The sequence below is a fragment of the Pelagibacterium luteolum genome, from assembly GCF_900100665.1.
Taxonomy (GTDB): domain Bacteria; phylum Pseudomonadota; class Alphaproteobacteria; order Rhizobiales; family Devosiaceae; genus Pelagibacterium; species Pelagibacterium luteolum.
Genome location: NZ_FNCS01000001.1, coordinates 694,156 through 707,267, shown reverse-complemented (window position 1 = coordinate 707,267; position 13,112 = coordinate 694,156). Strand labels below are relative to the sequence as shown.

Sequence of the window (13,112 nt, the reverse complement as noted above, 5' to 3'; positions counted from 1 at the left end):
GAGCGCCTGGGCCTCGCGATGTCCCGAGCGTCTGCCGAAATCTTTCCGAAAAAATCCCCATCCCTCCGCCCCAGCGCCGACACCCTCATGATCGGAAACACGATCGTCGATCTGGCGAGCGGGACGGTTGTCGGACCCGATGGTCGCCGTGCTGCGCTACGGCCGAAACCAGCCGCCGTCCTCACGGTCCTCGCGGCCCGCCCTGGACACATCGTGAGCAAGGCTGAACTCCTCGATACCGTCTGGGCGTCCCGGTTCGTTGACGAAGACGCACTCGTCCAGTGCATCGGCGATATCCGCCGCGCCCTGGGCGCCGATGGCGCCGCGCTCAAGACCTATGCCAAGCGTGGCTACAGCCTCGATATCGCGCGCCCCGTGCGCCATCACCCCATGTCACGATGGGGCATGGCCCTCGCTCTCGCCACGCTCATGCTCATCGGCGGCTTATGGACCGCCACGTCCTTTCGCGACGAAAATCCGTCCCCCGACGCCGGCCCCGCGATTGCCGTCCTGCCCTTCTCCGCCTTAAGCGAGGGTGAGCGCTGGCAGCGCCTTGCCCAAGCCCTGACTCTGGACGTCATTTCCGATCTGGCGCGCAATGACTGGATTTTCGTTTACGCCGACGCCGCCTCGCGAAGTCTCGCCGATGCCGGGCTCGATGCCGCCCGGGACATGGGGGCCGATTATCTCCTCACGGGCTCGGTCCAGACAGAAGCCGGCCGTGCACGATTGTCTGTCGCCTTGATCGGCACGCAAGGCGGCCAGCATGTGTGGGGCGAACAGTTCACGGGTTCGGTGGCCGACCTGCTCGATCTGCAACGTGATGCCTCCGAAGCCGTCATCGGCCAGCTCGCCGCGCGCTGGAGCGGGCCGATCGCTCGTCACGAGCGCGCCGCCGCCGTGGGGCGCGGCGCGGCCAACCTCACCGCCTATGATCTTTATCTCCAGGCAGCCGAGCGTATCCAGGTGTACGGGATTTCCGACATGGAAGAGGCGGAACGCCTTCTCAAGCGCGCCGTGGCGCTCGATCCCGGCTTTGGCGAGGCCTGGGCCAAGCTCTCGCTCCTCAGTTACAGCCGCGTCCATCCCGAAATGACAGAGGCGGAGATGGAGGCGCTCTGGGCGCAAGGCGATGCGGCGGCCCTTGAAGCAATCCGCGTTTCGCCCGATGTGCCCACCGCGCTCGTACAGGCAGCCAATGTCGTGCGCTGGACCGATCCCGACCGCGCCGAGCAGATGGTGCGCAGGGCGGCAACGCTCGCTCCCAACGATGCCGATCTTCTGGCCTATATGGCCTTTCGCGCCCTGCATTTCCCCGCGCTTGGCGAAGAGGCCATGGGGTGGATCGAACGCGCCATAACCCTCAATCCGACCCGTCCCGACTGGTACGACTGGAACCGGGGCGCCGTCATGGTGCTCAACGGATATTATGACGAGGCGGTCTCATCCTATCGCCGCGCCCCTGACCATATCGAAGCGCGCGCCGGGCTCGTCGCCGCCTTGGCGCTGGCCGGCCATGAGGACGAAGCCCGCGAGAAAATGGCCGCGCTCATGGCGCAAACGCCCCATTTTACCCCGCAATGGTTTGCCGACGCCGCGGGCCTTCACCCCGACGCCGCCCGCATATTCACGCAAGGCTTCGAGATTGCCGCGCAGGCACCGTAAGATCATCGCGATCAGGTCGCCCGACTGCCCATTGTCGATTGGCATACCGCGATGACCCATCGCGAGACGGGAGCGGATCCATCCGGCCCCCACCCCACCCTCCGTCATCCTCGGGCTCGACCCGAGGACCCATCTTGCAGCGCCGGCCTAAGCCATCAACCGCGTAGCGGCCCGCGTCTCATTGTCCGCCGCCGGCACCGGCAGCCTCACTGGCAGCCACAGCGCCGAAACGAGGCTGCGATATTCCTGTCGCGCGTTGACGTGCGAGATGGAGGGCGCACTGCCGAGCAATTGCGCGTCGATGGGATCGAACACCGTCATCCCCAGCGTAAAGAGCGAGCGGAAAATCACCCGCTCGGCAATACCGTCGGCGACACGGCAGCCGAGTTTTTCAGCCACCTGTTCAATCGTCTGCTGCACTTGGCTCGTATTGCGCGACCCGATGCTCGATATACGATTGCGCACCAGAACCCAGTCGCTGCTCTTGCCCGTGCGGGCCAGGCGGTCGGCGCGCGCCTTTTGCACATTGCGCGAGTAGGGGCTCATCTGGATCGGCTCGCCGCTCACATCGTCGACCCGCGCCAGAACATCGAGATCGATCATGGAATCGTTGAGCGGGGTCACCACGGTATCGGCCAGCCCATGCGCCATCCGCGCCAGCGAGCAGTCAAAACCCGGCGTATCGATGATGATGAAATCGACCTGATCGCGCAGACTGTCGAGCCTGCGGCCCAGAATCTCGCGTTCGGCGACCTGGTTTTCGGCAATCGAATCGCCCCAGGCCGTGGGCACATGCAAATGCTTGGGCATCGGCACTTCGCGCGCCGTGCGGTCCATGGTCATGCGACGATTGCGTATATAGCGGGTTAGCGTCTGCTGCCGGCTGTCGACGTCCATCGTACCGACCCGATAGCCCTGATGCAGCAGATAGACCGCCAGATGCAGCGCCGTCGTCGACTTGCCCGACCCACCCTTTTCGTTGCCCACCGCAATGATATGCGCGCCAGACTGCACCATCGTCACAACCCCAAATCAATCCCGAAAAATCGCCCCCCATCAGCTACGGACATGGTTAACAAGGCCTTAATTGCCGGTTGACGTGACGCCTAAGTCACAATGTTTTCAACATTTTTCGGAGACACCGCACCCACCTCTCCCAAGCCGTCACCCCGGGCAAAGACCCGGGGCCCAGTATGCTCAGCCGCAACGATCAGCTCCCAACGCCACCCACGCACCCCGAGCATACTGGATCCCGGCTCAAGGCCGGGATGACACTGGGGATGGAATTGGAGTGTGGTTGAGGTGGGCCAAGGGCTTGGGCTTGGGCTTGGGCTGGTACGATGCGGAGTTGAGAACTACCCACACCCCATCATCCCCCGACCTGTCACCCCGGGCGAAGACCCGGGGCCCAGTATGCTCAGCCCCAACGATCGGCCCTCAGCGCGGGCCATAAACCCGGAGCATGCCGGGTCCCGGCTCAAGGCCGGGATGACGCTGGCGATGGAGCTAGTGCTGGTGCTGGAGTAGGAACTGCTGCTCAACGACATGGCATGACGCCGAGGGTAGGCTCCAGTGATTGGCACAACCACCCCCTTCATCGCGCGCAGCTCACCCAAACTTCCCCGCCGCATCGAGCGCCAGGCCCAGCCCCACAGCGCCAAACCGATCCGATTGGGCGATTTTGGCATCGGGAAAGCGCTGGTTGACCGTCGCCATGACGCTGGGCACCTGCGCGCCACCCCCGGTGAGGATAATGGTTTCGATGGCCCCCGCACCGACCCCGGCGCGCGCCAACGCCTCGTCGATCGCTCCGCCGATTTTCTCGACAAGCCCGCCGACCGCCGCCTCGAATTCCCCGCGCGTCACCGGCAGTTCCAGCGTCAGCCCCGGCTCGTCGAGCGTCACTTCGGTATCCATGGCATCAGTCAATTCGATCTTGGCAGTCTCCACAGCCGACGCCAGCCGGTGGCCGGAGCGGTGTTCGAGAAGGTGGAGAAATTTATCGACTTTCTCGGGCTCGGCCGCCTCGCGCTGCAGGGCCGTGACGTCGCGGAAAATCTTTGGCGTATAGAGCAGATTGATCCGGTGCCACGTCGCCATGTCGTGGAAATACCATTGCGGCAGTTGCCGCTTGCCGTCGCGCGTCTCGGTTCCCCGCCCCATTTCAGGCATCACTCGCGCAAGGTTCAACAGGCGGTCGAAATCGGTACCACCCACATGAACACCGCTGGTGCTCAATATATCGCTGAGCCGGTTCGCCGAACGCGCCCGTTCCGGCGACAGCCGCAGCACCGAAAAGTCCGAGGTGCCACCGCCCACATCGACCACCAGCGCCAGCTCTTCGCGCGTCAGCCTCTGCTCGAAATGGAGCGCCGCCGCCACGGGCTCGAACTGGAATTCGATATGGCGAAACCCTTGCGTCGCCGCCGCCGAGCGTAACTGATCTTCCGCCGTCTTGTCGGCCTTGGGATCGCCGTCGACGAAAAACACCGGCCGCCCCAGCACCACCTGTTCGGGTGCCGCACCACCATTGCCCTCGAGCTGATGGCGCAAATGGCGCAGGAAACGCCCGATCAACTGCTCGAACCGCATCCGCTCGCGCCCGACCTGGGTGGTTTCCTCCATCAGTGACGAACCCAGAATCGATTTCATGGCGCGCATGAACCGGCCCTCGGCGCCGTCCATATATTCAAACACCGCAGCGCGCCCGAAATAGACCTGATGGTCTTCAAAACTGAAAAAGATCGCCGAAGGTATCGTCAGATTGTCGTCTTCGAGCGGCACCAGCTCGGGCTGCCCATTTTTGGCGCAAAGCCCCACCGTCGAATTGGTGGTGCCGAAATCGATGCCGCAAAACAGTTCGGCCATGCGCCTGATCCTTGGGGATATGATCACGACCGGCTCATCGCCGCGCGATCTTGATGTCTCGTGAAGGGGCGCAGCCCTTAACCCGATGGCCGGACCGACGCAAGGCCGGAGCAGTTGATTGCCGGCCGAACGCCGGTCGCGATACCAGATGCCCCCCCCTCGCACGTCATCCCGGGCGAAGAGCCGGGATCCGGTATGCCTGGACGCGTTCGCATCCTGCCGACTTGACCCCACCGGCTGATCGCGGCAAGCAATCGCGCGAAACCCCTTTACCGCAGTGTTAACCCCCGATTAACCATAAATGCATCGCTGGCGCCCCCTCCTCCCATCCGACATCGCGACGGTTTCAGCCATCGCCCGGATCGTGCATCCCGAGTTCCCCGAGGACGATGCGGTCTTTGCCGACCGGCAGGCGATAGCGCCCGACGCGTGCCTGCTGCTCGAGATCGATGGAACGCCTGCGGGCTATATCCTCGCCCACCCGTGGCGCCTGGGGACCCTACCCGCCCTCAATACTGTCCTCGGCGCTATCCCCGAGCATCCCGACACGCTCTATATTCACGACCTAGCGCTTTTGCCCCTCGCACGAGGTACCGGCGCAGCGCGTCACTGCGTCGAGATCGTTTCGCGCGTCGCCGAACAATTTGGCGCCATGAGTCTAGTGGCGGTGAACAATTCGGTCCCGTTCTGGACCGCCATGGGCTTTGCCGCCCAACCCCAGCCGCAACTTTCATCCAAGCTCGCGACCTATAGCGCCGATGCGTGCTATATGATCCGCACGACAGTGTCGCCAACTCAAGAGTAGCTCTGTCGATCACGCGCACAATCTCCGATCTGGACCCATATATGCCTATTGTTGACGACGATCCGATCCGCGATATTCCGGTCTCGAATGCCCTCAGGCGATCGCGTGGCCGCTGGCGGATTTTTGCGTTTCTGGTCCTGGCAGTCGCCGTTCTGATCGGCATGGCAAGGTTTGGTCCGACCTTGATGCCGCAGGGCCAAACCATTGCGCGCATTGGCATTTCTGGCACGATCACCACATCCGCCGAGCGCACCGCGATCCTGCGCGCCATCGCTGAAGACGATTCGATCGCCGCGGTTATCGTTGCCATCAACAGCCCTGGCGGCACTTCAGCCGGTGGCGAAGAGCTCTACGAGTCGCTGCGCGAAATTTCCGAGCAAAAACCGGTGGTTAGCACCATCGGGGAGCTCGGCGCCTCTGCCGCTTACATGGCGGCAATCGGCACCGACCAGATCTTTTCCCGCAACCTCTCGATCATCGGATCGATCGGTGTTTACCTCCAGCATATCGACGCCGGCGCGCTGTTCGACACGATCGGCATCGACCTCGACAAAGTCGCCTCCGGACCGCTGAAATCGGAGCCCGACTATGACGAGGCAATGACACCAGAAGTTAGGCAAGTGCTTGAAGAACTTGTCGATTCTTCATTTCAATATTTCCTCGATCTCGTCATCGAACGCCGCGATTTGACCCGCCCCGCAGCCCTCGCTCTGGCCGACGGTCGCGTAATGAGCGGCATTGACGGCATCGCATCGGGGCTGATCGACGCCACAGGCGGCCAGCCCGAAGCCATCGCCTGGCTTAGCGAAACCCATGATATCGATCCCGATCTGCCGGTCGTTTCAGTTTGGCCGCAGAATCAAGGATTTAGCTGGTTCGACTTCATTTTCAGCCAGGCACGCGACGCTCTGGGCGGCGCCAATTTCGGCTTGCCGCTTGACGGGTTGGTTTCCCTTTGGCAACCTTCGCCCCATTGAAAATTCATCAGTCAAAAAAAGCCATTAGCGGCACCAGGCGCCGGGGGGCGTGCGACGAGACATGATCAAGTCCGAACTCATCGAAAAACTGGCGGCCGAAAATCCGCACCTCTTCCACCGCGACGTCGAAAACATCGTCAATGCCATTCTCGATGAGGTCGGAGACGCCATGGCGCGCGGTGATCGCGTGGAATTGCGCGGTTTTGGGGCGTTTTCGGTCAAGAACCGCCCCGCCCGCGTCGGGCGCAATCCCCGGACCGGCGAACAGGTCGATGTGGGCGAAAAATACGTGCCCCAGTTCAAGGCAGGCAAGGAAATCCGCGAGCGGCTGAACGGGGAATAGCCCCCTAACCTCTTCGCGGATAACAAGGAATCTTTCGCGTCATGCGCAAACGCATCGTCGGCTGGCTCGTGCTCGTCCCCCTGTGCCTCGTGATCCTGGTCTTCGCTCTGGCCAACCGGCATCAGGTCGCAGTCAATTTCAACCCGCTGGTGGGCGTCGATGCGACTGCACCAGGCGTAGGCATGCCGCTGTTCCTCGTCATCTATGCCGTTCTTTTCTTTGGTATTTCATTGGGTGGACTGGCCGTCTGGTTCACGCAATCGGGCCATCGCCGCGAAGAAAAGCGCCTGCGCCGCGACAACGAAAAGCTCCGTACCGATCTCGATAAGGCCCGCCGCGCACCGGCACGGCAGGACGACCCTGCGATGCTCGCCGCCGACGAACTGGCATGACCACGCCGATCATCAAGATTTGCGGGGTGAAAACCCCCGATATTCTTGAGCATGTCATCGACGAAGGCGCGGAGATGGTCGGGTTCGTGCATTTCGAAAAAAGCCCGCGCCACCTGCCCTTCCAAGAGATATCGGCTCTGGTTGCGCAAGCTGACGATCGTATCGAGACCGTGATCCTGCTTGTCGATCCCGACAACGACACCATCGCCGCTGCGGTCGGGACCGGGGCGCGATGGTTGCAATTGCACGGTAGCGAACCCAAGGGCCGCGTCGCCGATATCCGCGAGCGGTCCGGGCTCAAGATCATCAAGGCCCTGCCGATCGCGGACCGCAACGATGTGCGGCAGGTGCCGTTTTTCCGCCCGGTCTCGGATCGGCTGATCCTCGACGCCAAGCCCCCCAAAGGCGCCTCGCGTCCCGGTGGGCTCGGCACCCCGTTCGATTGGTCGCTGCTGGAGACGCTTGACCCCGGCATCGCCTTCATGCTTTCGGGTGGCCTTGATGTCGACAACGTCGCCGAGGCCGTCAGAACGATCCGACCTTACGGCATAGACGTATCGTCCGGAGTAGAACGCGAAAAGGGCGTCAAGGACGCGGCGCTGATCAGCGCCTTTATTAAAAGCGCTCGCGCCGCAGCAATTGGGAAATAGACGATCATGACCGAAGCAATGGCCAATTCGCTGCGTCAGGGGCCGGACGAAAACGGCAAGTTCGGGATGTTCGGCGGGCGGTTCGTTGCCGAAACGCTCATGCCGCTGATCCTCGATCTCGAAAAGTCCTACCGCGCTGCCCAGAATGATCCAGAATTTCTGGCGGAAATGGAGGATTTGCGCACCCATTTCGCTGGCCGCCCCTCACCGCTCTATTTCGCCGAGCGCATGACGGACGAGCTTGGTGGCGCGAAAGTGTATTTCAAGCGCGAGGACCTCAATCACACGGGCTCGCACAAGCTCAACAATTGTCTGGGCCAGATCCTTCTGGCCAAGCGGATGGGCAAGACCCGCATCATAGCGGAAACCGGCGCTGGTCAGCACGGGGTTGCAACCGCCACGGTCTGCGCCCGGTTCGGACTGCCCTGCACCATTTTCATGGGCGCCACCGACGTCGAGCGGCAGATGCCGAACGTCCTGCGCATGAAGATGCTCGGCGCCGAAGTCCGTCCGGTGACGGCCGGCGCCGGAACGTTGAAAGACGCCATGAACGAGGCGTTGCGCGATTGGGTCACCAATGTGGACAGCACATATTATCTGATCGGCACCGCCGCCGGTCCGCACCCCTATCCCGAGATGGTGCGCGACTTCCAAAAGGTGATCGGCGAAGAAATCCGAGTACAAATTCTCGAGGCCGAGGGTCGTTTGCCCGACGCCGTCGTTGCGTGCATCGGCGGTGGATCGAACGCTATCGGCACGTTTCACGACTTCCTCGACGACCCCGATGTAGAGATTTTTGGCGCGGAAGCCGGCGGGCATGGCGTCGATGTTGAAAATGGCCATGCCGCGTCGATGACCGGCGGGCGCCCCGGCGTCCTGCACGGCAACCGCACCTATCTGCTTCAGGATGCCGACGGCCAGATCATCGAAGGCCATTCGATTTCGGCTGGTCTCGACTATCCCGGCGTGGGGCCCGAGCACTCATTCCTGCGCGACAGCGGCCGGGTAACCTATGTTCCTGTGACCGACAAAGAGGCGCTCGACGCCTTCATGGCGTGCACGAAATTCGAGGGCATCATCCCGGCACTGGAGAGCGCGCATGGCCTTGCCCATGTCATGAAACTGGCGCCGCAGATGGACAAGGACAAGATTATCGTTCTTTGCCTGTCGGGGCGAGGCGACAAGGACGTAGAGTCGGTCGGCAAGCATCTTGGCATGGCGCTTTAGGACTGCGTCCCCAGCCCCGTTCTGGCTGCATGGCTCGGCAAGCGCGTCGCGCCGAAGTGCTGCATTTTAAGCAAATCTTTACGACGATTGCGGCCAGACCCGCATTCTCCGCATGGCTGGTAGTCCCTTTCAGCGCTTGTTCAATGGGGGCTATGGGCCCATCTATTGATCAACGATCAGGTAGAGATTTCAGGAGAACGACACATGGCACGCAATCGCGTTTTTGACAGCATTTCAGGGTTCTTTGGCGATGTGGGCCGCGCTCGTCATGCGTCGAACCTCTACAGCGAACTTTCGGGTCTTTCCGATGATGCGCTTCGCGCCCGTGGCCTGTCGCGTGAATCCATCGCTGCGTACGCCTTCAACACCTCGTTCAACGGCAAGTAACCCTGAACATCAGTGTTGACGACGACGAAAAGGCATCCGCCGCCGCGGGTGCCTTTTTCTTTGGCGGTGTTGACTTTGGCGGGTTCGTGTCCTTTATCCGGCGCACCGATCTTTCACCTGGGTATTGGGGACACAATGGCCGTAACGCGCATCGACAGACGGTTTGAAAAGACCCGCGCCGAAAACCGTCCCGCATTCGTTTCATTCGTCATGGCGGGTGATCCCGACGAGACGACGGCCGATGCGATCCTTGCGGGCCTCCCGGCGGCAGGTGCCGATGTCATCGAACTGGGCATGCCGTTTTCCGACCCCATGGCCGATGGTGTTGCCATCCAGCTCGCCGGCCAGCGTGCGCTGAAATCGGGCATGACGCTTGCCAAGACCCTCGCCATGGTCGAGCGCTTTCGCAAGATAGACGATGAAACGCCGATCGTTCTGATGGGCTATTACAACCCCATTTACATCTTTGGCGTCGACGCATTCCTTGCCGAAGCGGCCAGGATCGGTGTCGACGGGCTGATCGTCGTTGATCTGCCCGCCGAGGAAGACGATGAATTGTGCCTGCCTGCGCTTAAGGCAGGCCTTAATTTCATCCGGCTGACGACGCCCACCACAGATGATGCACGGCTTGAGACCGTATTGGGAAACTCGTCGGGCTTTGTCTATTACGTTTCGATGACCGGGATAACCGGCGCGGAAATCAAGAACCGCGCGGCGGTCGGCGAGGCCGTCAACCGCATCAAATCGCACACGAGTCTGCCCGTCGCGGTCGGTTTCGGCATCAAGACCGCCGAAGACGCACAGTTGATCGGGCGTGACGCCGACGGTGTCGTCGTGGGTTCGGCGCTTGTAACTGCCGTGGAACAGAGCCTTGATGCAGGCCGTTCCACACCGAAGACGGCCGAGGCTGTTCACAATCTGGTCCGCACGCTGTCACAGGGTGCGCGCGCTGCGAGAAGCTGATAGTATTGCCACAATTGCGACCTACATCATCGGCAACCGAAAAGGCGTCCACGTGGCGCTGACACAGACCAATCTAGGCTGAGAGACAAAGATGAACTGGATCGACAACGTCGTCCGCCCCAAAATCCGCTCTTTCCTCAATCGCCGCGAGGTCGAGGACAATCTCTGGGTCAAGTGCCCCGAGACCGGTGAGATGGTGTTTCACCGCGACCTTGAAGCCAATCAATGGGTAGTGCCCAATTCGGGCTACCACATGAAGATCAAGCCGACTGATCGGTTGGCGCATTTCTTCGACGATGGGCATTACACCAAGATCGATCTGCCCTCCGTCGTGGCCGATCCGCTGAAATTCCGCGACACCAAGCGCTATTCCGACCGGCTCAAGGAAGCTCGGACCAAGACCGGAACCGAAGATGCCGTGCTGGTCGCCGTTGGCAAGCTTTATGGCCAGGAAACCGTGGTCACCGTCCAGGATGGCGATTTCATGCTGGGTTCGCTTGGCATGGCGGCGGGTTCCGCCATCGTTACAGGCCTGGAAACCGCCGTCGATCGCGGACTGCCGTTCGTTATCTTCACGGCTTCAGGCGGCGCGCGCATGCAAGAGGGGATTCTGTCCCTGATGCAGATGCCGCGCACCACAGTTGCCGTACAGCGCCTGCGCGAAGCTGGCCTGCCCTATATCGTCGTTCTGACCAACCCGACTACCGGCGGCGTTACCGCCTCTTATGCGATGCTGGGCGATGTCCAGATCGCCGAACCGGGTGCGCTGATCTGCTTTGCCGGTCCGCGCGTGATCGAGCAGACCATTCGCGAAAAACTCCCCAAGGGTTTCCAGCGGTCGGAATATCTCTATGAGCACGGCATGGTCGACATGGTCGTCCATCGCCACAATCTGCGCTCGACCATCGGGTCGCTCATTGGGCTTTTGACCAAGGCGCCGGTCAACGACGCGATCCCTGCAGCACGGCCGATGACGATTGCCGCCACGGCCACCGGTGTCACCATGCGCGACGCTGCAGTGGCCGCCGAAGCGGACAGTGACGACGACCTTCTGGCCAATACGCCGGTTGCCGGGCACGCCGAATAGACCAGACAGTATAAGGGCGTGCCGGTGTCCCGGACTGACGCGATACTCAAACGCCTTTTAACGCTACACCCCAAGCTCATCGATCTTGAGCTTGGGCGTACCGAGCGCATGCTTGGGGCCATCGGGCGCCCGCAGGACCGATTGCCCCCCGTAATCCATGTCGCGGGCACCAACGGCAAAGGCTCGACCATAGCCTATCTGCGTGCCATGCTTGAAGCGCAGGGCAAGCGGGTCCACGTCTACACCTCCCCCCATCTCGTCGCCTTTCGCGAACGTATAAGGCTCGCCGGAGCGCTGGTTTCGACGCGGGCTCTGAACGCTGCGCTCGAAGAGTGCGAGCACGCCAATGGCGGCAAGCCGATCACCTTTTTCGAGATCACCACGGCGGCTGCGTTTCTTTTGTTTTCGCGGGTCAAGGCCGATTATCTGCTTTTAGAGGTGGGGCTGGGTGGGCGGTTCGACTCCACCAATGTCATCGCAAAGCCGTTCGGGACGGTGATCACCCCGATATCTTCGGACCATACGCAGTTTCTGGGCGAGACGATCGCCGAGATTGCATCGGCCAAGGCCGGGATCATCAAGCGCGACAGTCCGCTTGTCGTGGCGCGCCAACTTGACGAGGCGATGACGGTGATCGAGAACGAAGCGCGGGCCCATGGGGTGGCGCCGTTCGTTGCGGGGGTGGATTTCGACGGGTTTTCCCAGCGCGGCAAACTGGTCTATCAGGACGAAAACGGGCTGCTCGATCTCCCCTTACCGGCGCTCAATGGCGCGCATCAGATCGATAACGCGGCGCTGGCTATTGCCGCCTTGCGCCATTTCGGGCTCGCAGATGACGAAAAGGCGATTGCGGCCGGGCTGAAAGCCGTCGTCTGGCCGGCACGGCTTACCCCGCTGCGCGGCGCGCTTAATGCCTATATCGAAGACAGCCAGGAGCTTTGGCTCGATGGCGGACACAACGCCGCGGGCGCAAAGGTATTGGCCCAGTCTCTCAGGGACATGGATCGCCAGCGCCCGGCCCCGCTGGTTCTGATCTGTGGCATGATGGCCTCCAAGGATGCGGGCAATTTCTTTGCCGCCTTTGAGGGAATGGCGAGCCAGGTCTTTACCGTGCCCATTCCGGGAGAACCGGGCGCGCTGTCGGCCAAGGCGCTGGCCAGCTTTGCCAAGGCGCGCGGGATCGAAACCGCCGTGACGCGCTCGGTGCCTGCGGCGCTTGCGCGTGCGGCACATTATCCCGGCGCGCGGATCGTTATTTGCGGATCGCTCTATCTTGCCGGCGCGGTGCTCAAGCAAAACAAAACGCCCCCGACCTGACAGGGCGGGAGCGTTTTTACTCGCCTCAAACGAAAGGAGCGGCGAGAGGTTCTTAAGCGGCGTGGCCTTCGAGCCATTTGACGAGGCCGGCCTTGGGAGTTCCCGCGCCGATCTTCATGTCAGCGGCTTCGCCGCCCTTGAAGAGGATCATTGTCGGGATCGAGCGCACGCCATACTGGGCAGCGATCGAGGGGTTCTCGTCGACATTGAGCTTGACGATCTTGACCTTGCCGGCCATTTCGCCAGAGATTTCCTCAAGAATCGGGGCAATCGCGCGGCATGGACCGCACCATTCTGCCCAGAAATCGACGAGTACGGGTTCAGTCGAGCCGAGAACCTCGGTGGCGAAATTGGCGTCGGTGACGTGTCCGGTCATAAAACTTACCTTCCAGGAATTGGCCCAAGATGATGGGCCGAAACAAGCATGTGGC

The 13,112-nt window shown here is 61.8% G+C and carries 14 protein-coding genes; 11 read left to right on the top strand and 3 right to left on the bottom strand.

The genetic code is table 11. The features are described from left to right. Positions 1-87: 87 nt before the first annotated feature. On the top strand, positions 88-1,665 hold the full coding sequence (locus BLR31_RS03420) for a winged helix-turn-helix domain-containing tetratricopeptide repeat protein (RefSeq protein ID WP_176762488.1): 1,578 nt from the start codon (positions 88-90) through the stop codon (positions 1,663-1,665). 147 nt (positions 1,666-1,812) lie between these two features. On the opposite strand, the gene BLR31_RS03415 is transcribed toward BLR31_RS03420, so the two are convergent. After that, entirely contained in the window at positions 1,813-2,682 is an 870-nt protein-coding gene (locus tag BLR31_RS03415; RefSeq protein ID WP_090591519.1) for a division plane positioning ATPase MipZ, read from the bottom strand. 591 nt (positions 2,683-3,273) lie between these two features. Then, positions 3,274-4,533, bottom strand: coding sequence for an Hsp70 family protein (locus BLR31_RS03405; protein WP_090591512.1), 1,260 nt, complete (start codon positions 4,531-4,533; stop codon positions 3,274-3,276). A gap of 301 nt (positions 4,534-4,834) precedes the next feature. Here BLR31_RS03405 and BLR31_RS03400 point away from each other — a divergent pair, with 301 nt between their 5' ends. The 10 genes from BLR31_RS03400 (at position 4,835) to BLR31_RS03355 (ending at position 12,681) form a co-directional block, all read left to right on the top strand. Beyond that, positions 4,835-5,338: a GNAT family N-acetyltransferase gene (locus BLR31_RS03400; RefSeq protein ID WP_090591508.1), complete on the top strand. Its 504-nt coding sequence runs from the start codon at positions 4,835-4,837 to the stop codon at positions 5,336-5,338. Positions 5,339-5,379: 41 nt separating this feature from the next. Then, the gene (gene sppA, locus BLR31_RS03395) at positions 5,380-6,315 is read left to right on the top strand and encodes a signal peptide peptidase SppA (RefSeq protein ID WP_090591504.1); all 936 of its coding nucleotides are present in this window, start codon (positions 5,380-5,382) and stop codon (positions 6,313-6,315) included. A 61-nt stretch (positions 6,316-6,376) separates the two neighbouring features. Next, complete coding sequence (locus BLR31_RS03390; protein ID WP_090591500.1) at positions 6,377-6,658, top strand: integration host factor subunit beta; 282 nt, start codon at positions 6,377-6,379, stop codon at positions 6,656-6,658. Positions 6,659-6,699: 41 nt separating this feature from the next. After that, a complete protein-coding gene (locus BLR31_RS03385; protein ID WP_090591497.1) occupies positions 6,700-7,050 on the top strand; it encodes a LapA family protein in 351 nt (116 codons plus the stop codon). After that, a complete protein-coding gene (locus tag BLR31_RS03380) occupies positions 7,047-7,700 on the top strand; it encodes a phosphoribosylanthranilate isomerase (protein WP_090591493.1) in 654 nt (217 codons plus the stop codon). The genes BLR31_RS03385 and BLR31_RS03380 overlap by 4 nt, the downstream gene beginning before the upstream one ends. A 6-nt stretch (positions 7,701-7,706) precedes the next feature. Then, positions 7,707-8,927, top strand: coding sequence for a tryptophan synthase subunit beta (trpB, locus tag BLR31_RS03375; RefSeq protein ID WP_090591489.1), 1,221 nt, complete (start codon positions 7,707-7,709; stop codon positions 8,925-8,927). 204 nt (positions 8,928-9,131) lie between these two features. Then, complete coding sequence (locus tag BLR31_RS03370) at positions 9,132-9,314, top strand: hypothetical protein (RefSeq protein ID WP_090591485.1); 183 nt, start codon at positions 9,132-9,134, stop codon at positions 9,312-9,314. Between the two features lie 135 nt (positions 9,315-9,449). Beyond that, entirely contained in the window at positions 9,450-10,277 is an 828-nt protein-coding gene (gene trpA / locus BLR31_RS03365; RefSeq protein ID WP_090591481.1) for a tryptophan synthase subunit alpha, read from the top strand. A gap of 91 nt (positions 10,278-10,368) precedes the next feature. After that, positions 10,369-11,364, top strand: coding sequence for an acetyl-CoA carboxylase, carboxyltransferase subunit beta (gene accD / locus BLR31_RS03360; RefSeq protein ID WP_090591478.1), 996 nt, complete (start codon positions 10,369-10,371; stop codon positions 11,362-11,364). A gap of 24 nt (positions 11,365-11,388) precedes the next feature. After that, on the top strand, positions 11,389-12,681 hold the full coding sequence (locus BLR31_RS03355) for a bifunctional folylpolyglutamate synthase/dihydrofolate synthase (protein ID WP_090592111.1): 1,293 nt from the start codon (positions 11,389-11,391) through the stop codon (positions 12,679-12,681). A 52-nt stretch (positions 12,682-12,733) separates the two neighbouring features. On the opposite strand, the gene trxA is transcribed toward BLR31_RS03355, so the two are convergent. Beyond that, entirely contained in the window at positions 12,734-13,057 is a 324-nt protein-coding gene (gene trxA, locus BLR31_RS03350; RefSeq protein WP_090591474.1) for a thioredoxin, read from the bottom strand. Positions 13,058-13,112: the final 55 nt, after the last annotated feature.

Coding starts and splice junctions, on each gene's coding strand:
- BLR31_RS03420 (WP_176762488.1), top strand. CDS start 88: ATGATCGGAAACACGATCGTCGATCTGGCGAGCGGGACGGTTGTCGGA.
- BLR31_RS03415 (WP_090591519.1), bottom strand. CDS start 2,682: ATGGTGCAGTCTGGCGCGCATATCATTGCGGTGGGCAACGAAAAGGGT.
- BLR31_RS03405 (WP_090591512.1), bottom strand. CDS start 4,533: ATGGCCGAACTGTTTTGCGGCATCGATTTCGGCACCACCAATTCGACG.
- BLR31_RS03400 (WP_090591508.1), top strand. CDS start 4,835: ATGCATCGCTGGCGCCCCCTCCTCCCATCCGACATCGCGACGGTTTCA.
- sppA (WP_090591504.1), top strand. CDS start 5,380: ATGCCTATTGTTGACGACGATCCGATCCGCGATATTCCGGTCTCGAAT.
- BLR31_RS03390 (WP_090591500.1), top strand. CDS start 6,377: ATGATCAAGTCCGAACTCATCGAAAAACTGGCGGCCGAAAATCCGCAC.
- BLR31_RS03385 (WP_090591497.1), top strand. CDS start 6,700: ATGCGCAAACGCATCGTCGGCTGGCTCGTGCTCGTCCCCCTGTGCCTC.
- BLR31_RS03380 (WP_090591493.1), top strand. CDS start 7,047: ATGACCACGCCGATCATCAAGATTTGCGGGGTGAAAACCCCCGATATT.
- trpB (WP_090591489.1), top strand. CDS start 7,707: ATGACCGAAGCAATGGCCAATTCGCTGCGTCAGGGGCCGGACGAAAAC.
- BLR31_RS03370 (WP_090591485.1), top strand. CDS start 9,132: ATGGCACGCAATCGCGTTTTTGACAGCATTTCAGGGTTCTTTGGCGAT.
- trpA (WP_090591481.1), top strand. CDS start 9,450: ATGGCCGTAACGCGCATCGACAGACGGTTTGAAAAGACCCGCGCCGAA.
- accD (WP_090591478.1), top strand. CDS start 10,369: ATGAACTGGATCGACAACGTCGTCCGCCCCAAAATCCGCTCTTTCCTC.
- trxA (WP_090591474.1), bottom strand. CDS start 13,057: ATGACCGGACACGTCACCGACGCCAATTTCGCCACCGAGGTTCTCGGC.